Annotated in this window: 17 protein-coding genes; 11 read left to right on the forward strand and 6 right to left on the reverse strand. The window is 34.3% G+C overall.

Annotated features, from left to right (window positions below):
• The gene (locus EGI24_RS04470; protein ID WP_255047140.1) at nucleotides 1-1884 is read right to left on the reverse strand and encodes a DNA topoisomerase IV subunit B; all 1884 of its coding nucleotides are present in this window, start codon (nucleotides 1882-1884) and stop codon (nucleotides 1-3) included.
• A 159-nt stretch (nucleotides 1885-2043) separates the two neighbouring features.
• On the opposite strand from EGI24_RS04470, the gene EGI24_RS04475 reads away from it, so the two are divergent.
• The 8 genes from EGI24_RS04475 to bshB1 all read left to right on the forward strand — a co-directional run bounded on the left by EGI24_RS04475 (nucleotide 2044) and on the right by bshB1 (nucleotide 12038).
• The gene (locus tag EGI24_RS04475; protein ID WP_255047142.1) at nucleotides 2044-4545 is read left to right on the forward strand and encodes an SLBB domain-containing protein; all 2502 of its coding nucleotides are present in this window, start codon (nucleotides 2044-2046) and stop codon (nucleotides 4543-4545) included.
• A 2-nt stretch (nucleotides 4546-4547) separates the two neighbouring features.
• The gene (locus tag EGI24_RS04480) at nucleotides 4548-5639 is read left to right on the forward strand and encodes a hypothetical protein (RefSeq protein WP_255047143.1); all 1092 of its coding nucleotides are present in this window, start codon (nucleotides 4548-4550) and stop codon (nucleotides 5637-5639) included.
• Nucleotides 5640-5649: 10 nt separating this feature from the next.
• Nucleotides 5650-6489, forward strand: a complete 840-nt coding sequence (locus EGI24_RS04485; protein ID WP_255047144.1) for an ABC transporter permease — start codon at nucleotides 5650-5652, stop codon at nucleotides 6487-6489.
• 13 nt (nucleotides 6490-6502) lie between these two features.
• Entirely contained in the window at nucleotides 6503-7744 is a 1242-nt protein-coding gene (locus tag EGI24_RS04490; RefSeq protein WP_255047146.1) for an ABC transporter ATP-binding protein, read from the forward strand.
• Nucleotides 7745-7797: 53 nt separating this feature from the next.
• Entirely contained in the window at nucleotides 7798-8880 is a 1083-nt protein-coding gene (locus EGI24_RS04495) for a DegT/DnrJ/EryC1/StrS aminotransferase family protein (RefSeq protein WP_255047147.1), read from the forward strand.
• Nucleotide 8881: 1 nt separating this feature from the next.
• Entirely contained in the window at nucleotides 8882-10009 is a 1128-nt protein-coding gene (locus EGI24_RS04500) for a glycosyltransferase family 4 protein (RefSeq protein ID WP_255047148.1), read from the forward strand.
• 89 nt (nucleotides 10010-10098) lie between these two features.
• Nucleotides 10099-11322: a M23 family metallopeptidase gene (locus EGI24_RS04505; protein ID WP_255047149.1), complete on the forward strand. Its 1224-nt coding sequence runs from the start codon at nucleotides 10099-10101 to the stop codon at nucleotides 11320-11322.
• Nucleotides 11322-12038: a bacillithiol biosynthesis deacetylase BshB1 gene (gene bshB1, locus EGI24_RS04510; RefSeq protein ID WP_255047189.1), complete on the forward strand. Its 717-nt coding sequence runs from the start codon at nucleotides 11322-11324 to the stop codon at nucleotides 12036-12038. The genes EGI24_RS04505 and bshB1 overlap by 1 nt, the downstream gene beginning before the upstream one ends.
• On the opposite strand, the gene EGI24_RS04515 is transcribed toward bshB1, so the two are convergent.
• Nucleotides 12021-12782 (reverse strand): glycosyltransferase family 2 protein, encoded by a 762-nt coding sequence (locus tag EGI24_RS04515; RefSeq protein ID WP_255047150.1) that lies wholly within the window; start codon nucleotides 12780-12782, stop codon nucleotides 12021-12023. The genes bshB1 and EGI24_RS04515 overlap by 18 nt on opposite strands.
• A 116-nt stretch (nucleotides 12783-12898) precedes the next feature.
• Here EGI24_RS04515 and EGI24_RS04520 point away from each other — a divergent pair, with 116 nt between their 5' ends.
• Genes EGI24_RS04520 through EGI24_RS04530 form a run of 3 tightly spaced genes read left to right on the forward strand, consistent with a single transcriptional unit; the run spans nucleotide 12899 to nucleotide 15901 of the window.
• Nucleotides 12899-14065 (forward strand): glycosyltransferase, encoded by a 1167-nt coding sequence (locus EGI24_RS04520; protein ID WP_255047151.1) that lies wholly within the window; start codon nucleotides 12899-12901, stop codon nucleotides 14063-14065.
• On the forward strand, nucleotides 14028-14741 hold the full coding sequence (locus EGI24_RS04525; RefSeq protein ID WP_255047152.1) for a DUF5672 family protein: 714 nt from the start codon (nucleotides 14028-14030) through the stop codon (nucleotides 14739-14741). Before EGI24_RS04520 ends, EGI24_RS04525 begins: the two co-directional genes overlap by 38 nt.
• Nucleotides 14742-14743: 2 nt before the next feature.
• Nucleotides 14744-15901, forward strand: coding sequence for a glycosyltransferase family 4 protein (locus tag EGI24_RS04530; RefSeq protein WP_255047153.1), 1158 nt, complete (start codon nucleotides 14744-14746; stop codon nucleotides 15899-15901).
• Here EGI24_RS04530 and EGI24_RS04535 read toward each other — a convergent pair.
• The 4 genes from EGI24_RS04535 to EGI24_RS04550 are packed head-to-tail and all read right to left on the reverse strand — an operon-like array spanning nucleotide 15877 to nucleotide 21354.
• The gene (locus tag EGI24_RS04535; RefSeq protein ID WP_255047154.1) at nucleotides 15877-17382 is read right to left on the reverse strand and encodes an oligosaccharide flippase family protein; all 1506 of its coding nucleotides are present in this window, start codon (nucleotides 17380-17382) and stop codon (nucleotides 15877-15879) included. The genes EGI24_RS04530 and EGI24_RS04535 overlap by 25 nt on opposite strands.
• A gap of 46 nt (nucleotides 17383-17428) precedes the next feature.
• Nucleotides 17429-18154, reverse strand: a complete 726-nt coding sequence (locus tag EGI24_RS04540) for a TylF/MycF/NovP-related O-methyltransferase (protein WP_255047155.1) — start codon at nucleotides 18152-18154, stop codon at nucleotides 17429-17431.
• Nucleotides 18138-18875, reverse strand: coding sequence for a class I SAM-dependent methyltransferase (locus tag EGI24_RS04545; RefSeq protein ID WP_255047156.1), 738 nt, complete (start codon nucleotides 18873-18875; stop codon nucleotides 18138-18140). Before EGI24_RS04545 ends, EGI24_RS04540 begins: the two co-directional genes overlap by 17 nt.
• Nucleotides 18859-21354, reverse strand: a complete 2496-nt coding sequence (locus tag EGI24_RS04550) for a YfhO family protein (RefSeq protein WP_255047157.1) — start codon at nucleotides 21352-21354, stop codon at nucleotides 18859-18861. Before EGI24_RS04550 ends, EGI24_RS04545 begins: the two co-directional genes overlap by 17 nt.
• Nucleotides 21355-21465: the final 111 nt, after the last annotated feature.

Here is a 21465-nt window from a genome sequence, read left to right on the forward strand (position 1 = left end):
TTAATCTTCTATAATCAGTTCTTTTTCTTCTAATATATCTTTCTCAATAATCAAATTATCAATAATAAATACCTGACGCTCAGGCGTATTTTTGCCCATGTAGTACCCAAGTATTTTAGGAATGGAGGACTCTTTCTCAAATATTACTGGGTCCAGTTTTATTTCTTTGCCTATAAATGCTTCAAACTCATGAGGTGAAATTTCTCCCAATCCCTTAAATCTGGTTATTTCGGGCTTTCCTCCCAATTTATTGATGGCTACTTGTTTTTCATCTTCAGAATAACAGTAAAACGTCTCTTTCTTGTTTCTGACCCTAAAAAGTGGTGTTTGAAGAATATACAAATGTCCTTCACGCACTACATCAGGAAAAAACTGCAAGAAGAAAGTTAGAAGTAATAACCTAATATGCGAACCATCTACGTCGGCATCAGTAGCAATGATGATTTGGTTGTATCTCAAAGTTTCAATTCCATTTTCAATATCAAGAGCATGTTGTAGCAAGTTAAATTCCTCATTTTCATAAACTACCTTTTTACTTAAACCATAGCAATTTAGTGGCTTACCTCTCAAACTGAACACCGCTTGGGTTTCTGGGCTTCTTGCTTTGGTGATAGATCCACTGGCAGAATCGCCCTCAGTTATGAATAACATGGTGTCTAACCTTCCCTCAAATTTCTCATCCATCAAATGATACTTACAATCTCTGAGTTTCTTGTTGTGCAAATTCGCCTTTTTGGCTCTTTCATTGGCAATTTTCCTTACGCCTGCTAACTCTTTTCGTTCTCTTTCTGACTGTTCAATTCTCTTTTTCAATGCATCCTTTACATTGGGATGCATGTGTAAAAAGTTATCTAAATGTTCCTTTATAAAATCATTCACGAAAGTTCTGACCGTTGGGGCATTTTCTTCTAAAGAAATATTGGTAGAGCCTAACTTGGTTTTGGTCTGAGATTCAAAAACTGGTTCTTGGATTCTGACAGATATTGCACCGATAACGGACTGTCTAATATCTTCGGGAGCATAATCTTTGTTATAGTGATCCCTTATGGTTTTTACAATGGCCTCTTTAAATGCTGAAAGGTGAGTTCCGCCTTGGGTGGTATTTTGACCGTTTACAAAGGAGTAATATTCTTCACCATACTGATTACCATGGGTAAGTGCAATCTCAATATCTGGCCCTTTTAAGTGAATTATATTATAGCGAAGCGTAGATTCGTCGGTTTTCCTAAGTAATAAATCCAATAAACCATTTTGAGAAATGTATTTTTTCTTGTTAAAGTTCAAAGCGAGACCTGCATTGAGATAACAATAGTTCCAAATCATGTTTTCTACATAATGAGGAATAAAATGATAATTCTTAAAAACCGAATTATCGGGTATAAACTCTACAAATGTGCCATTCTTTTCCGTTGTAATTTCTATGGGAGACTCTTCAACGAGTACACCTCTCTCAAAAATCGCCTTCTTACATTCTCCTTCTCTGTATGCAATTACTTTAAAATAACTTGAAAGTGCATTAACCGCTTTTGTACCAACACCATTTAATCCAACAGATTTTTGAAAAGCTTTACTGTCATATTTTGCCCCAGTATTAATTTTAGAAACCACATCTACAACTTTACCCAATGGAATTCCACGTCCAAAATCCCGGACAGTAACTTTTCCTTCGTCAATTCCTATTTCTATAGATTTGCCATGACCCATCGCAAATTCATCTATACAATTATCCATAACTTCTTTCAGCAATACGTATATTCCATCATCTGGTGAGGTTCCATCACCGAGCTTACCTATATACATACCAGGTCGTAAACGAATATGCTCTTTCCAGTCTAAAGATTTAATACTGTCTTCGTCATATAACGCTTTACTTTCTTCTGACATAATAATTTTCTATATTTTATGGGTAAAAACAAATTTATAATTAACTTTGCAACTCAAAGTACTTTTTAAAATAAAGACTTTTTAATTTAATTTACCAAAATTCTTCTGTTAATTTTGCGATTTAAATAGCAAAACCTAGAAAGAGCAAATTTTTAATTTATGAAATCTCCCAAATTTAGGAAGACAAATCCAATAGCAAAAGCACTCGTATTAATAATAATACAATTTGCTATAAAAAACACCATTTTTGCCCAAACTATTCCTGCTAATCAAATACCAGCTACAATACCAACGGAAAAAACTGCACCTGTAACTGCAAAAGAAAAAACGGCTACTAACAACCGTACCAACACAGTAAACAGGACACCTATTAATGCTCCAGAAAATGTTAGAGACATCGACCTTACTACAGAGGATGAGCAAGCAATGGTGGATCAAGAAAAACAAAGACTTGAAAAAGAAGCAGAACTCTCGGCAGATCTAGCCAAGAAAAATATAATTAAAAGAACTTTTGGAAGTTCCATATTTACGAATTCAAAATTTGACCCATCTGCCACTGTAAATATTGCGACTCCTAACAATTATGTTTTAGGAGCTGGTGACAAACTTGTCATGGATATTTATGGTTATTCTCAGTTTAAACAAACCACTACTGTTAATCCAGACGGATTTATCGTATTAGAAAAAGCTGGTGTAGTCAACGTATCGGGATTAACCATAGAAGAAGCTGAAAAAAAGATAAAAAATGCTTATTCCAAAATTTTCTTAGGCCTAAATGGTGGCAGCGGTTATCCTGCAAATACCTTTCTTAAAGTTTCTTTAACAGGATATAGATCCATAAAAATAAAAATAACAGGAGAGGTAGTAGCACCAGGCACTTATACAGTTACTTCTTTCACCAGTCTTCTTAATGCATTATATGCTTGCGGGGGGCCTAATGACATTGGTACTTATAGAGATATTAGACTAATCAGAAACAACAGGGTAGTAAGTACACTAGACTTATATGATGTCATCACAAAAGGGTTTTCAAAAGGTGATATGCTATTAAAGGATCAAGATATTGTGCAAGTTGGTCCTTATCTCTCAAGAGTTGCAATGGAAGGTAATCTAAAGAGAAAGGGATTGTTTGAAATACTGCCAAATGAAAATCTCCAAACTGTTATAAACTATGCGGGTGGTTTTGATCAATATGCTTATTCAGAAAGAGTAAAAATCTACAGAAATACCACAAAAGAAAAAAGAATCATCGATGTGAAAAACAATGATTTTAAAACGAGCTTAGTTTACAGTGGCGATTCCATAGTAGTCGAAAAAATATTAGAAAGATTTGAAAACCTGATATCAATCCAAGGAGCAGTTTATCGTCCTGGTGAATATTCCCTCGACTCCAATCCAACTTTGATGGCTTTGATAAATTCAGCTGAGGGACTTAAAGAAGAATCCTTACAGGGTAGAATAAATATAATCAGAACCAACGACGATTTGTCAGTTTCTAATATTTCAGTTAACCTTCTTGATATAAAATCTGGTAGAACTACCGACCAGACTTTGAAAAGAATGGATAAAATTATTATTCCTAGTATTTTCGATTTGACTGAAACTTCTTTTGTGAAAATCCAAGGTGCAATCAATAATCCTGATGCTTTAATTGGAGTTGAAGTACCTTATATCAAAGAAATGACCATTCAGGATTTGATTGTAAAAGTAGGTGGTCTAACTGAAGCTGCATCATTGTCAAAAGTTGAAATAGTCAGAAGAAAACGAAATGTGGATGCCAAACAAATTGATGCCCAGATTTCTGACATCATTGAATTTGAAATTCGTTCTGATTTAAGTTATGATTCAAAAAGCGAAAGCGTAAAGCTTTTACCTTTTGATGAGGTTTTTGTTAGAACCTCTCCAAATTACGAAAAACAGAATTTTGCGACTACAAAAGGTGAAGTAATTTACCCTGGAATTTATGGGATTAAATACAAAGACGAGAAGATTTCTGACCTAATTTCTAGAGCTGGGGGGCTTTCTCCTCAGGCTTATATAAAAGGTGCCACTTTAGTAAGAAAAACGCCTATTAGTGATTTCCAAAAGAACCAAAGAGATGAAGTACTCAACAACCTCAATATCAACGTTAAAGTCAAACCTATCATTGAAGATGTAGAGAATGAAGAGCCACAACTAACCGAAGAAGGAGAAGTTTTAGACAACGTCATAACCGAGTCAGTTGGCATTGACTTAGAGAAAATTCTTAAAAATCCTGGATCTGTAGAGGATCTGATCTTACAAGACGGAGACGAAATAAACATCCCTAAAAAACTTCAAACGGTCAGAATTGAAGGAGAAATTTTGTACCCAACAACTGTAAAATATCATCCCGAATTTAAGTTTATTGACTACGTATCTAAATCTGGTGGTTTTACAAAAAAATCAGCCCGTGGAAAAGCATTTATTATTTATCCAAATGGCTCGGTAGATCGAACAAGAAAATTTCTTTTTGTAAAAATACACCCTAAAGTAGAACCCGGAAGCGAAATTATCATTCCTGGTAAAACAGAAAATACGCAAGCTCAAATAGCTCAGTTTGGTGGTCTTGTTGCTACTTTAAGTGCGACGCTCACCACAATAATCACCATATTCGGATTCTTAAAACTCAATCAAAATTAAGAATGGATCAAAATATAAAAGGAGAACAGATTTCAACCAGAGAGTTTTTTCTTTCAGTTTTTAAGTATTTCAGATTTCTTGGCAATAATTGGCAACTCTTGTTGGTAGCATTAATTGTAGGCTCTATTTATGACATTATAAACAATACTTTTCTTGATTCTGAAGATACTTACAGCGGTCAAATCACATTTCATTTGGAATTGGAAGGTGGTGGAACGCAGAATCAACTAGGTGGATTTGCTTCCGCATTTGGGCTGGGTGCTGGGGCCGGACAAGCTCAAGGAGGTAGTTTGTTGGCATCTTCGAATTTTGAAGCAATAATCCTTTCTGGGAATGTTTTTCATAACGCCTTTATGAGAGAAGTAAAAATAGGTAATAGAAAAGAATTATTTATAAATTATTTCATAGACAGCAGCGACATCAAAAGAAAAGAATGGGGTGGAAATTTATTCAGAGGTCCTTCACCGTATTCTGAATACAGATTTAAAAAGAAAGACATTTCTGAATTTACCCCCTATGAAAACCAAATTTTAGCCGACATCTACACAAAACTGTATAATGTTACGAGAGTAGAACCGGACAAAAATTCTAGCTTAATCAGTATTTATTCCACAACCTCAAATGAGAAGTTAACCAAAGATTGGATTGAGACTTTAATGGGGGCTACCGAGGATTTTTATAGAGATATGAAAACCAAGAAAACTAAACAAATTTTGCGTGTTCAAGAAGGCCGATTAGATAGCTTAGCTTATGCCATGAAATACAATGACAAAAGAATTGCAAGACTAACTTTTGACAATCCCAATGTAGTAGATCCTTCCGGGATAATGAGGCAACAACAAATAACCAGAGACAATACTTACCTTTCCAATCAATACTACACCCAATTGGCCAATGTGGAAAGTCTAAACAGACTTATTATTGAGCAAACACCTATTTTTACAGTATTAGAGCCGGTAAGATTGCCCCTTCAAATAGTAAAAAAGACCGGATTGAGTACACGTTTGAGTGGATTGATAGCGTTAGTGGCCATGATATTTATCATTACCATTAGAAAAACCTATCTTGATGTAATGTCAGAAAATAGCAATTGAAAATTTTTATATGAATTCAACAGAGCGAATAATTACCGCAAAAAAATCTATATCTGCTTACCTTAATGAAATTTGGGATTTTAAAGAGCTTTTTTGGATTTTAGCCAAAAGAGACATCTTAGTAAAATATAAACAAACTGTTCTGGGAATAGGCTGGAGTGTGATCAGACCATTAATAACAATGATTGTGATGGCCTTCGCATTTGGTAAAATAGGCAAATTAGACACCAATACCGCAATACCGTTTACACTTGTTGTTGCACCTGGAGTTATCATTTGGCTGTTTTTTTCCCAATCATTGCAGGCTTTGAGCCAAAGTATTGTTCTGAATTCTAATCTGGTTTCAAAGGTTTATTTTCCGAGATTAATCATACCACTGTCTACTATATTTTTAGGACTAGTCGATGTTTTGATATCAGTTATATTATTTTTTATTATCTGTATTTGGTATCAATTTTTGCCAGATTGGAAATTATTCCTAGCCCCAATATTTATACTATTAACTTTTTTAGCTGCTTTTGGGATTGGATTGATTTCGGCAGTTTTGAATGTAAAATTTAGAGATATTGGCCAAATTATCCCTTTTGTTATTCAGTTTGGTTATTTTATTTCACCAGTTGGGTACCTCACCGAAAGTGTAAAATCTGCTGACCATGCTTGGTATTATAAACTTTTTGTTCTCAATCCAGTAACAGGCTGTATTGATGCTCTTAGATGGTGCATGTTAGACGACTTTGCAGCGTTTAATTGGGACAGTTTTATTCCATTGGTGATATTTATTATTATTACTTTTTTCTATTCCATCAGGTTTTTTCGCAAACACGAAAACTCTTTTGTTGATCATATTTAATTCGCTTTAATCAATGACCGTACTTAGTATAGAAAATGTTTCGAAGAGGTATCAACTCAACCAAAAGGGAAATTCAACAGATGACCTGAGAGATACAGTCACACGTTGGTCTAATTCGATATTTAAACCTTCAAAAAAAAACAATCACAAAGAAGATTTTTGGGCCTTAAAAGACATTAACTTAGAAGTCAAACAAGGCGATAGACTGGGATTGGTTGGTGCCAATGGTGCAGGAAAATCTACCTTGTTGAAAGTTTTAAGTCAGATTACTGAGCCAACCAACGGAATAGTAAGGGTGAAGGGCAGAATGGCCAGCTTATTAGAAGTAGGTACAGGTTTTCATCCCGAACTTACAGGTAGAGAAAACATTTTCTTGAATGGAGCAATTTTGGGAATGCAAAAATCTGAAATAGTGAAACATTTTGACGCTATTGTAGACTTTGCAGGTATTGATAAATTCATCGACACACCTGTAAAACGCTATTCTTCAGGTATGTATGTCCGGTTGGGTTTCGCAATTGCGGCTCATTTAGAACCCGAAATATTGGTGGTGGATGAAGTTTTGGCTGTTGGAGATGCTGATTTTCAGAAGAAAAGTATTGGAAAAATGAGGGACGTATCCAATAGTGGAAGAACCTTGATTTTTGTAAGTCATAACCTTACTGCTGTTCAAGGACTTTGCAATAAAGGAGCATATTTAAGAAACGGCCAACTGATAAAGGCTGGAAAAATAGACGAGGTAGTAAACGAATATGTAAAAACTGTTTCGAAATTTCAATTAAAGCAAAACTGGGCAACATCCGATGACGCACCTGGAAATGAGCAAGTAAGAATAAAAACAATTAGCCTTACACCTAATCAAGAAATATTAGTTGATAATTTCGATACGCGTACACCACTTAAAATGGTGTTTGAATATTGGAACATGATGGATAACGCTGAATTGAACGTCAGTATTTTTCTTTATAGCATGACCGGCGAATGTATCTTTAACATCGGAGATGATGCCAAGATTTACCAAAAGGGAATTATCAGTGCAACTTGTGATATTCCAGGAGATTTTTTAAATGATGGTTCATATTATATTTCGGCCATGATAGTTAAAGACAGATTGGCTCCTGTTTTTTTCTTTGAAGATGCCTTGGCGTTTGATATTTTAGATTACCGAGAAGGAACAGATTGGTATGGAAAATGGCCTGGAGCCGTCAGACCGAAAATGATTTCTGTAAATTCTGTTCAGAAAGAATTGCTTTAAATCATATTTTATGTTTGTACATTAAGCTAGTATTGTAAAAAAATTGAATCGATTTGGAAAGGATTAACGTAACAAAATCATTTTTACCTCCTAAGGAAGAATATCAAGCTTACCTTTCAAAAATTTGGGAGGCCAGTTGGCTCACCAATAATGGGCCTTTGGTGGTTGAACTTGAGGATAAAATTTCCAAATATTTAAATTCACAATACTTTTCATTTGTAGGAAATGGCACAATCGCTCTTCAAATAGCCATCAAAGCTTTAGAACTAGAAGGCGAAATTATTACCACGCCATTTTCATATTGTGCCACTACCACGTCTATCATTTGGGAAAACCTTGAACCTGTTTTCGTAGATATCAATCCTCAAGATTTGAATATCAATGCTGACCTAATTGAAGCTGCTATTACTGAAAAAACATCTGGGATTTTAGCCACTCACGTATATGGAAATCCATGTGATGTTGAAAAAATAGAGGAGATCGCCAAAAAATACAACTTAAAAGTAATCTATGATGCTGCCCATGCATTTGGTGTAGAATATAAAGGCAAATCACTTTTGGAATATGGTGATATTTCGACTTGTAGTTTTCACTCTACGAAGGTTTTTCATACTGTAGAAGGAGGATCGATAAATTGTCATTCTGAAGAATTACACGAAAAAGTGAAACTATTAAGAAGTTTCGGTCACATTTTAGACAACTATTATGTTGCTGGTATAAATGGAAAAAATTCGGAGTTCCATGCCGCCATGGGCCTTTGCAACCTCAATCATTTATCTTCGATTATTTCGGGAAGAAAGCGTGTTTTTAGGATTTATGATAATCTATTAAACTGGGATCACCTTGAAAAACCTACTGAAATTACGCCCGATTTAGTTTATAATTTCGCATATTATCCGGTTGTTTTAGAAAACACTGAGATAACAGCAAAAATAATGGAAGCACTAAACAAAGAAAATATTTACCCTAGACGATATTTTTACCCATCACTAAATCAACTTAAATATTTAACTAATTATCAAAGTTGTCCTGTAAGTGAGGACATTTCGTGCAGGGTACTCTCTCTCCCACTCTATCCAGATTTGGAGGATAAAATAGTTGAAAATATATCTGAAATAATCAACTCAAATCTTTGAATTGAAAAATATAAAAAAAATACTTTTCGTAAGCCACGATGTCAATAGAGCTGGTGCTCAACTTTTTATATTGAGCATCATGAAGTATTTTAAGCAAAAAGATATCGAAATTGTCCTTTTGGCCATCAATGACTGGGGTGCACTGAATGATGAATTTAGTGAGCTATTTCCTGTATATTTTTTAAACAATCGTTCAACTCAAAAAAAGAAATTATTTTTTGGGAAGGAGCAAAATGTGATAGAAGAAATTAAAAGGAATCATTTTATTGATTTGATTTACCTCAATACTATCGCTAGTGTAGATTTACTACCTGAGTTAACCAAAACATTCGAAGTGCCCATTGTAAGTCATATTCATGAATTGCAATATTCGATTGCTCAATATGGCTCGCCAAATTCACTTGAAATTCTATTTAAATATTCTACCAAAATCATTGCTTGCTCACAAGCTGTTTCAGACAATTTAAATGAATTTTCAAATTCAAACGATATACATGTTGTTCATTCATTCGTAGAAAATACAGAAATACTCAACAAATCAGCAAATTCAGATGTTAAATCCATAAAAGAAAAATATGGGTTGAGTTCGGACAAAATTTGGATTTGTGCCTGCGGAAATGCAGATTGGCGAAAAGCACCAGACATTTTTCTTCAAATAGCTGCCGCAACCATGAAAAACAATACTAAATTTGGCTTTGTATGGATTGGAATAAAAAAGGAAGGCGAGTTATTTGACCAGTTAAAATACGATGAAAAAAAATTTGGCATAGAAAATGAGATTAGATGGATAAGCCCGACCAGTGAAGCGGTAGAAATTATCAATTGCTGTGATGTTTTTTTGGTTAGTTCAAGAGAAGATCCATTCCCATTGGTAGTTTTAGAAGCTGCCTTATGTGGCAAACCAATCTTAGGTTTTAGAAATACAGGCGGAGCTGATGAATTTATTGATGATAGTTGCGGTATTAAAGTTGATTACTTGAATGTTTCCGAAATGTCAAAACAAATAACCACACTAAATTCTCAAAATATAAAAAATTTGGGAGAAAAATCCAGAGACAAAGTTTTAACAAAATACAACTTTGAAGTTTCAATAAAAAAAATAGAATCCATATTTGAAGAAATGGTTTAAAAAATTCAAGATTTAGCCATAATGACAATTTTCTTGAGTAGAAAGAGTTATATTCTATGATTTGTAAGTTTTATTTTTAAAAGATTATTATGAAGTTCCCTATAAGCATATTTATAATTACTGTTTTTTTCTCATTCTCGACCTACGCTCAAAAGGAAAAAGGGAAAATCTTAAATGCACCTAAAATTCCGAAGAATAATACAAAACCTACCACCAATCAAAAAGACGCAAAAGATAAAACCAAAGATGAATTCGACTTCACTTTTGAAGATGAACCTAAGTTGCGTTTTTCCAACCAATACGAAAACAGCAACAGTAATAAAGTTACTAATACAGAAAATACAAGTTCAAAAGCTCTAGAAGGTATAAAAATAGAACCTCTCAGAGAACTCAATCAAATTGTGCACGAAGACACTTCAACCATAGACGAAGGTGAACTTTTGGTGGTAGAAATTGAGGAAGACGCACAGTTTCAAGGTGCCGACAAAATGGTGGAAATCGCTTCCTACTATTCAGTTTGGGATACTAAAAGCCTTAACCCATATGGATTAAATCCCAAAGAATTTGAGGAAACTGTTCCAATAACCCTATACAATGTAAGTGAAGGTCGGAACTGGGCTCCTGTATTGGACAAAAGTCATGTTACTTCACATTTTGGGTGGAGAAATAGAAGATGGCACAAGGGAACCGACTTAGATTTAGAAACTGGGGATAAAGTATATGCACCTTTCGACGGTGTAGTTAGAATATCAGGCGTACATTCAGGATATGGAAGAACCATAATTTTAAGACATTATAACGGTATCGAAACGCTTTATGGGCACCTTTCAAAATTCAATTACGAGCCAGGAACTTTCATAAAGGCAGGTGAAGAAATAGGAAAAGGAGGAAACACAGGACGAAGCTCTGGCTCACATTTACATTATGAAACCCGATTTGAAGGCAATCAATTTGACCCTGAAAATATTTATAATTTCAGAAATAATCCTATGGAGCTTAGGAGCTCTGAATTTGTACTTTCACCAAAAGTATTCGATTATTTAAGAGGTGGTTCTTCACGCCCAACGAGTATAATCTCTGATCCTACCTCTGTTCAAAGTAGTGGAACAGCAGAAGACATTGAAGAGGAAATCGAGGATGAGGAAGAGGTTCCAGTAAAAGTCGAAAAGAAAGTTTGGTATACCGTGAGACATGGGGATAACTTAACCGAAATAGCAAGGAAATTCCATTCATCAGTGGGTGAGATTTGTAGATTAAATAAAATTAGTGCCTACAAGAAACTTTTTGTTGGTTTGAAATTAAGAGTAAAATGATGAAAGTAGATATATTGGTTTTGGCTGTTCATCCTGACGATGCAGAGTTAAGTTGTTCAGGAACGATTGCTAAGCACATTCAATTAGGCAAAAAAGTAGCAATAGTAGACTTCACCGCTGGGGAATTGGGAACGAGAGGCACAGCAGAAATACGATTGAATGAAGCGGAGGATTCGAAAAATATTTTGAAATTAGTAGCTAGAGAAAATTTGGGTTTCAGAGATGGATTCTTTAAAAATGATGAGGCTCATCAGTTGGAGCTGATAAGAATTATCAGAAAGTATCAGCCTGAGATAGTTTTAGCCAATGCCATTGAAGATAGGCACCCTGACCACGGAAGAGCAGCTTTGCTATCCGATGAGGCTTGTTTTTACAGTGGTTTACGCATGATAAAAACCATGGATAAAGGGCTAGACCAGCCTGCATGGAGGCCTAAAAATGTCTTTCATTATATTCAGGATAGATACATTGAACCAGATTTTGTAATAGATATTACCCCACATTGGGAAATCAAAGAAGCTTCCATCAGAGCATTTAAGAGTCAGTTTTTTGACCCAAATTCTCCAGAACCCGCCAGTTATATTTCTTCGGCCGAATTTATGGATTTTGTAGAAGCCCGCTCAAGAGAAATGGGACACAAGATTGGAACCAAGTATGGAGAAGGTTTCACAAAAACAAAGACAATCGCAGTCAACGATTTATTTGAGGTACTTTGATATTCTAAAAAGATTAAAAATATCAGCTCGTAAGACAATCCTGATGTGATTCCAAACATTAGAAAAAAAACCAAAGTGGCTATTTAGAACCAAAAATCTATCTTTCCAAGATTTAAAAAGCTGCTGATGTGATGTGCCTCCTTCTAAGTATTTTGATAAAATCCCAGGATAAACAACTACATTTTTCGCAAGTTTTAGACATTTTATTTCCCAGTCTATGTCAGCACTTAGATTATTTTCGATGTATTTTGGGGCTAAAGTTCGTTTAACAATAAATGACTGGTGACAAACTAGCATTCCCTTATTATATCCTTTCCAAGTAAGCTTATCGGGTATTTTATGTGGCAAAATCTCCGTTCTTAGCCCTACAAAACCCCCTTCATTATTCACTAAAATGGTATCTGAATAAATAACATCAGGTTCACTTTTGCTCAAATCCTTCAATTTCTCAATTGCATCCATTTCTGCTATCTCATCTCCTGCATTCATAAACCACACATATTCTCCAGAAGCATTCCGCAATCCCTTATTCATGGCGTCGTAAAGGCCTTCATCTTTTTCTGAAATGATGACGGTAAACAACTCTTTGTTAGATTTTACCAAATCCATTGTATTATCTTTCGACCCACCATCAATCAAAATGTATTCAAAATCAGTAGAAGTTTGATTTCTAACACTTTTCAAGGTTCGCTCAAGAAAATCTTGGGCATTATAGGTTATTGTAATAATAGAAATAAGAGGCACTACAGCAAAATATTTAAGACTTTGAAACAAAAAAGCAAAATTAAAGAAGCCAAATGCCTCCAAACTGGCATGAAATTACATTATTCTTTGCATATTTGTAATCTTTATTTTCTAAAATGGAAAAACTGTTATTCTTTACTAAAATGAATTTTGCTGTGAAAGGAAGCGGCGGAATTCAAAACAAAATTTTCGCACAAGCAAATGCTTTTGACCAACTAGGAATTAAAACGGATATTTTTTATTTCGAAAATGAAAAAATATATTTAAAATCAGAAGAAACTGTATTAATGAATCAAATTAATTCAAAATTTGGTTTTCTAAAATATATCTATGGCGGTTTCTTAAAGGACATCAAAATACAAAATTACGAATACCTGTTTGTTAGGCATTTTCTTACAAATCCCCTTTTTATTTGGTTACTTTTTAGAATAAAACTCGCCAATCCCAAAATTGTGATTTTCATGGAGATACCAACTTACCCCTACAAATTCGAGTTTGGTTTGATGACTTTAAAAAAGAGAATGGAGCAAAAAATAGATGAGTTTTGCACGTACTTCTTTCGGTTTTTTATTCAAAGAATCGTAACATTTTCTGCTAAAACAAAAATATTCGGAATACCCACCATACAGACAGATAATGGCATTGATATTGAAAAATTCGGTTTGACTATTCGTCCTGTTTTCGACGGCAAAAATATTCATCTATTAGGACTGGCTAATATACAGCCATGGCATGGATTAGACAGGGTTATTTGCGGCCTATCTGAGTATTATAAACGAGAGAATCCTATCAATGTTTTTTTTGATGTTGTAGGCAGTGGTGATGAATTACCCAATCTAAAAAAACTAGCAAATTCTCTTTCTTTGGACCAATATGTACATTTTCATGGTTTTGTGAGTGGAGATGATCTATTGAAAATTTTTGAAACCTCTCATATTGGGATTGGTAGCCTTGGAATGCATCGAATTAACGTTGCGAAAGGTGAAACCTCGGCATTGAAATCACGTGAGTATGCAGCAAGAGGAATTCCTTTTGTGATTGCCTATTTGGATCGTGGTTTTCCAGATGACTTTCCATTTCTGCTAAATTTGGAAGCTAATGAAAATCCAATTGATATTCAACAAATTGTCGATTTCTATACCAATTGTTTGCAAGAAAAGGATTATCCAGAAATATTGCATAATTATGCAAAAGACAACCTAACATGGAATGCCAAACTGAAACCTGTGGCGGAAGCTTTAAAAAATGCAAAAAAAAGTAGCAATAGCGATACCGATTTATAAACAAAATTTGACTGAAAATGATAAACGCTCTCTCACTCAATGTCAAAAGATATTAGGTGAATTTCCGATTTATTTTATTCAGCCAGAAGAATTAAACATTGCATCTTACAAGAGCATAATACCCAATTCAAATCAAATAAGTTTCAGCCCTACCTACTTCAAAAGCATTCAAGGTTATAGCCAATTAATGCTTTCACCTCAGTTTTATGCCAAATTTAGAAATTATGAATATGTGCTTATTTACCAAACAGACGCCTATGTTTTCTCTAATCAATTGAAATTCTGGTGTGACAAGAACTATGACTACATAGGAGCTCCTTGGCTAAGCAAACCGCCTTTGGTCAATGGCAAACCTATCGTTGATATGACACCGTGGTTTATTAATAAGGTAGGCAATGGTGGTTTTTCGTTAAGAAAAGTAAGGACTCATTATTTAAATACCTTGATTTTTAGGCCTTTTCTTAAATTTTTCATAAAAAATGAAGACATGTTTTGGGGTTTGTTTATAGAATGGTTGAATCCTTTTTTCAAGAAACCCAACTATCAAGAAGCCTCCAGTTTTGCTATAGAAATGGATAAAGACATTGCCTTTAAATATACCAATGGCCAGCTTCCATTTGGTGTGCACGCTTGGGAAAAATATGAATTTGAATTTTGGAAAAATTGGGTGAAATAAATATGAGAATTTTAGTATTTGTAAAAACATTCGCAAATCCCACGCTGACTTTCATTTACAGTGAGATTCTGGAAATGTCAAAGAAACACGAAGTTTTGGTAGTTACGAATGAGAGAAGAAATGAGGAATTATTTCCCTTTCAAAATGTTAAGGAAGTTCCTTTTTCTACTGAGAATATTGTTTCTAAAATTAAGCTAAAACTTCAGTATAACAATGTCCCTTGGAGTTTTAAAAATACCAACTTCGAAAAATCAATATCTGAAATGGTTGAAAATTTCAAGCCTGATATTATTCATACGCACTTTGGATTCGAATCTTGGTATTTTCTGTACAATTTCAAAAATCGCTTACAAATTCCAATCTTTATTTCTTTTCATGGATTTGATGCTTCTCATAAACTAAATTCATGGCTTTACAGACAATCTGTTAGAAAATTCTTCAAAAGAAATGATATAAACCCAATATTTGTTTCCAATTTCATGAAGAAGCATGTTGCAGACAAGTTAGGATTGAAAACAATAAAAGGCAAAATATTGTACTATGGAACAGATACAGAGTTTTTCAAACCGGATACTGACCGAAATATCAAAAATGAAGAGATAATTTTTCTTCAAATATCGTCCTTTACAGAGAAAAAGGGTCATGAATACACCATTAAGGCCTTTCACAAGTATTTGCAATTAGGAAGCAAGACTAGTATAAAGGCTAAAATGATACTCGCTGGCGATGGTTCTTTAAGGCAATCAGCCATTGATCTTGTCGAACAACTTAAAATTGCTGACAAAGTATCTTTCCCAGGGATTGTGACAAAATTTGGAGCAAGAGAACTCATGATGGAAGCAAATATTTTTGTACATCATAGTATTACATCATTAACAGTCGGTGATATGGAGGGTATACCAAACGCTATTATGGAAGCGATGGCTATGGAATTACCTATTTTATCCACTTTCCATTCAGGAATACCCGAACTCGTCGAAAATAACTTAAACGGCTACCTTGTTAAAGAGCGAGATATAGAGGATTATTCAAATAAGATGGATTTAATATCAAACTGGTCTAAGTTACCAATAAACAGAGAGAAAGTAGAAATGTTTTTCGAGAAAAATACCCACCAAAAATCTTTAGAAAACTATTATTTAGAGGCTTTAAATATTTGATCAGAGAATTTCTTAAACAAAACATTGATATCCTCTGAGATATTGAACTTTATGACGAGGGAAAGAAATATTACAATTAAAAAAATAGATTTAATGCCAATTGAGAGAAAAATGGCTATATAATTTCCACCAAAACTAGGAAAAAAAATGCCAACCATGGCGGTAACCATTATGACAAAAAATGCAGGCAAATCTTTTTTAGAAAAAGGATAAATATTAAATTTAGCATAAACAAAAATTAATCGGATTGCAGAGGATATTAAGGTGATAGAGGCTGTGGCCAAAGCAGATCCATTTATACCTAAATAAGGAATGAACAATATATTAAGATAAAACGCCATAAACGCCATCAAGATTACCAAAAGCGTATTAAGTTTATAGTATTTTGAAAAAGCAATAATCTCAATATTTAATCCCAAACTCATATCAATCCATTTTGCTAAACCAACAATCAGCACTACCATAATACCTTTTTCGTAAATTTCACTTTTAGGTAAAACAGAAAAAAGTTGCTCCAAATTGACTGCTATCAATAAGTAAGTTATTCCACCGATTAAAAACAAATTCAAAGCCGATTTTCTATAAAGAGAAATCAATTTCTCTCTGTCATTCCGAAATATAACATCCGAAATAATTGGACTAGAAATTTGACGTATCGATTTTGAAGGAATCTCAATAATGGCCGCTATGTAAGATGCCACTGTAAATATAGCCACCTCAGTTGGGCCAATCTTTGCCGCAATTATGTTCCTGTCTAAAAACAAAACCAAATTAGATCCAATTCCTCCCAAAATCAAAACTCCACCAAATATAGCCATTTCTCTAAGTATAGACCAGTTCCATACTTCCTTATTCCAACTCCAGTACCATTTTTTAAGAATGACAATATAAATAATTAAAGCGAAAGGGATAAAGGCCATTGTAATTACAAACAAGATAATAAAAAGCTGGAAATCCAGAAATCCAAATCCTAAAAGTAGTATCAATAAAATATTTAAAACCCTCATTATTACCTCTCTTAAAAAAGTAGGTACTGCTGCACGGCCATTACATCTAGAATAAGACTCAAATACAGAGATATATACCCAAATAATTGAAATGGGAATAGTGTACTTGATATAAGGGATTATTACTGGCGATTTGTCAGAAAAAATATTACCAATTTCTGTTTGAAAAAAATAATAAAAGCAAAGTAGAATTGATATTCCCAAAAGAGGAAAAATAGTAATAAAAATCAAAAACCCATTGTGTTTATTCTCATCAGACTTAAATCTTGAAAAAAACTTGTCGCTAATATATGGAGTTCCCAAATGTGAAAATGCGGCAAATATGAGGCCGTTTTCAAGCAATATTCTTGAAATGGCCAACTGGTCAGGCTCAAGAAATTTTGTAGAAATAAATAGCGTGTTAAGGGCACCGAGCAATACGCCTATATAGTAACCTACACTGGACTTTAAACTCTGTCTAAAAATCAAACCCATGAAATTAGAATTTACTTTTAAAATTTATTTAAAGTCCAATATAAACTCAACCTTTGATAGCTATTCTGCCGGTGTAATCAATTCGGTTAAGAAGAATCCTCAGTTTATTTTTTGAAATATATTCATCCACTGCCTTTTTAGCTCCTTGCCAATGTCCATAATCATCAATAATCAACACCCCGCCATCAGTAAGTAACGGATATAGGTGTTCGAGTTCATGCAATGTGGATTCGTACCAATCGGTATCCAATCTTAGAATAGAAATTTTTTCAGGTAAATTTGCTGGAATAGTTTCTTCAACCATCCCTTTTATATATCTAATATTATCTTCAGGGTAATTTGTAAGTGCCATATTCTTTTTTACCTCAAAAATATTAGCCTCACACTTATCACGATTATCCCAAGTTTCGGCAGCATCTTCACCAATCATGTTTTTATCATTCTCTGAAGGCTCATTCATTCCTTCGAAAGTATCATAAAGAAAGAGCTTTCTATTTTTCAGTTTAAGAGAAAGAGCCGCCATCATACTACTTCCACCTTTCCATACGCCACATTCTACTATATCTCCTTCAATATTATTTGACTCGATATACTGAACCGCTTGATTTAAGGAGAACATTCTTTCCTTTGAGGTCATGGTAAATGCCTTACATTTATTATACTTTTCCATAAACATGGCATTTTCATCCATATCTATTGAACCCTTCAAAAGATCTTTCTCTTTTATCAACTTCCACCCAAAAGATCTTAATATTTTATTTATTACTCCCATTATTCTTTTCTCCTATTATTATATATGTACAAGCATCAAAATCTATGACCTCTTGACGCTGAAATTTATCAAAAAGCCAAATTAAAATCTGCAAAGGGGCTACTACCAAAGGCTGAAGGAATTTGGGGAATTTAAATACTAAACCATCCTGAAATAGCTGCAAGCCCATAGCCATTCTTCCAATAATACCCTTAAATCCTATTACTTTGAATCCATTTTTCTCAACTATTTTTTTTAGACCTGCAGACGTCCATCTCCAGTAATCTGTGGGATCTGGATGGTACATCCAATAACCATGAGTGGTCAATAAAATCCGACCGCCCGGTCTAAGAACTCTAAAAGCCTCTGAGAGATAGCCATCTGGATCTTCAACATGCTCCAAGACTTGCGTGGATATGATTACGTCAATGCTATCGCTTTCGGTTTGAATTTTACTGTCATTCCCTACAATTATATCAGCATAAGGATTCCATTCCAAATCAATTCCCAGATATTGATATTCATTTTGATTGAACAAACTGATATATGGCTTTGTGCCACAGCCATAATCAGCCAAAACTACTTTTTCTCCTCCATTATTTTTTACGATGTAATTATCTCTTCCCCACTCAACTAACTCTTTGAGTTTCTTTAAATAATACCATCTAGCGTGTGGAAATGGAGGTTTTATTCTATAATGCTTAGAAGCATCTTCTGGCATTTGCTCAGTTCTTTGACTCATCTCCGCTAATTTTAGATGGACGAAAATGCATAAACAGAGCCCCCAAGACTAAAAAAATCCACGCAAAAGATGCGTAAACATCATATTTTTGACCTTGTTTTACAGTTACGGGTACAAAATCGAAGGTAATTTTATGTTTACCAGCTGGCACTTCTAATCCCCTAAGAATATAATTTGCTCTAAAATGATTGACTGCTTTGTCGTCAATTTTTGAAATCCAGTCTACATTCCCTTTATAAAAGACTTCAGAAAATATCACTATTTGGGCAGTCGGGCTATCAAAATCATATACCAAGTGATCTGGATGATATGAAATGAGTTTAACTGTCCCTTCTGTGGCTTTAGAAGGTTTCAAATTCTTAGCCCCGGCAAATTTTGTTAAATCCACTACAGCAGTTTCATTTGGCTTCAGGCTATCCAAAGCTTTCATTTCATCATCTGGGCTATTTACAAACATAATGTTAGACACAAACCAAGCATTGTCTAAAGCCGAAGGGTTTTGTTGGACCATAGGCACGCCATTTTGACCCGGAGTTATAAAATATTTGGTGTTTAACATGTTCAATACCCCCATATTGTTTTTTGAGATTTGATTGATTATCAAATCATTGTATCTACTCAACTTGGCAGCACTGTATCCACCTATGGATTTATGATAAACACTTGTAAGTGCATTATTAAAGGGACTTCCCGTAACATCTATTACCCTGTATGAAAGACTTTTGTCTTGTTGAATTTGTAGATCCGCCTGTGAAGGAGTAAACTGGTCATCTCTATTCACGACTTTTCTTTCAAAATCATCAGAATTCAAATATCTTTTATCAACTAACCATAAGTCTGTTAGGCAAAGAAATACGATGATGGCACCTACCAAATTGGCATTTTTAAGTTTAGTATTTACAAAAGCCCAAAGAACTCCTGCTGTTAACAAAATAAATATCAAACTTCTCCAAGCATCGCTGCTGATCAATTGTTGCCTATCAGAAATAAGTGCGTTGTACAAACTATTCACCGCACTTTGGTTTTCACCGAAACTTTGTTTCAATGCCTCTTTGAATTCAATATCTTTTTCAATTGTGACATTCAAAAGACTAGGCATAAGAGCAAAAATCAAACAAATACCAGCGGTTATACCTAAACTTATGTAAAATGGCTTCTTGAATTTTTCCCAACTTGGAGGAGATTTGAGTATTTCGTTTAATCCCAAAGCCACAATTACCACCAAACAAAGCTGAAAAAGTGAAAGAATCATGCTTACTGCCCTAAACTTATTAAACAAAGGCAAATAATCAAAAAAGAGGTTATTCAATATAGTGAAATTGCCTCCCCAAGAAATAAACAAGAACAAAACTGTACAAACCAAAAATGGATTTCTATATCTTTTGTCTACAAAAAAGAGAGCCAAAATAAACAAAAAGCAGATAATAGCCCCAGAATAGGTACTTCCGCCAACGAACATCTGGTCGCCCCAGTAGGTTGGTAAACCCTGCACAAATTGGCTTGCTTGACCACTGTCAACACCCAAGTTTGTCAAAACCTTGTAAGATTCAGATTTGTTATCTAACACCCCTCCAGAAGCCCCTCCCGAAAAGTTTGGAATCAAAAAAGTAAACGATTCTAATTTTCCGTAGCTCCACTCATATGCATAATCCTTTTCCAAACCTTTTTCTGAGCCTGCCGCTGTATTTGACTTTAGCTCACTACCACCTCTCATGGTGTATTTTGAATAATCATTGGAAGTCAATAATCGTGAAGCATTGGTTCCAACAGCCAAAAGACCCATTAGGATACACAATCCTGCTGCAAGAAAAAATTTGGACAATTTACCTTCTTTGTAGGCCTGAGATAATTCAAAAATTCCAAAAATCAAGATGATAAAAGCCGAATAATAGGTAATTTGAAAATGATTGGCATTGAGTTCGAAGCCAACACCCAAACTAAATAAAATAGCTCCAATCCAAATTTTACCTCTAAAACTTAAAACTAAACCCGCCAACATTAATGGTAAAAAGGCCAATGCATAAACTTTTGCTAAATGTCCAGCTTCAATTATGAGAACATTGTATGAAAAAAATGCGTAGGCAATAGCACCCAAAATACTGGGAATTGTTTTTATTCTCAAACTCAATAACAAAATATAAGCACCCAATAGATATAAAAACAAATAGGTGCCTTGTTGAGAAAAGAGATTATAAATGTATGGTTGAGCTTTTGAAAAAACTCCTTTTGAATAATCCCCTCCTATAAAAAAAGTTGGCATCCCGGCAAACATACTGTTGGTCCAACCTATAAATTCTCCCTTATTTTCGGCCTCAAACTTCCTTATTTCAGATTGAGCTGCATGGCCATTTACAGTATCACTTTGTCTCAGAGCCTTGCCGCTGAGCATCGGACTCATATAAACTATCGACAAAACGGCAAAAAACAGGACCACAAAAAAATGGGGAGCTGCATTTTTTATATTAAACTTTTCAGTCATAATTCTTTTCTATTTTTGATAATATCAATTAAAACCCAAATTTATTAAAACCTAATGATAGAACAGTAAATTAATTTGAAATATAATGATTTTGATAGCTTAGAAATTACA

The organism is Lacihabitans sp. CS3-21, assembly GCF_024343675.1.
Lineage (GTDB): Bacteria > Bacteroidota > Bacteroidia > Cytophagales > Spirosomataceae > Leadbetterella.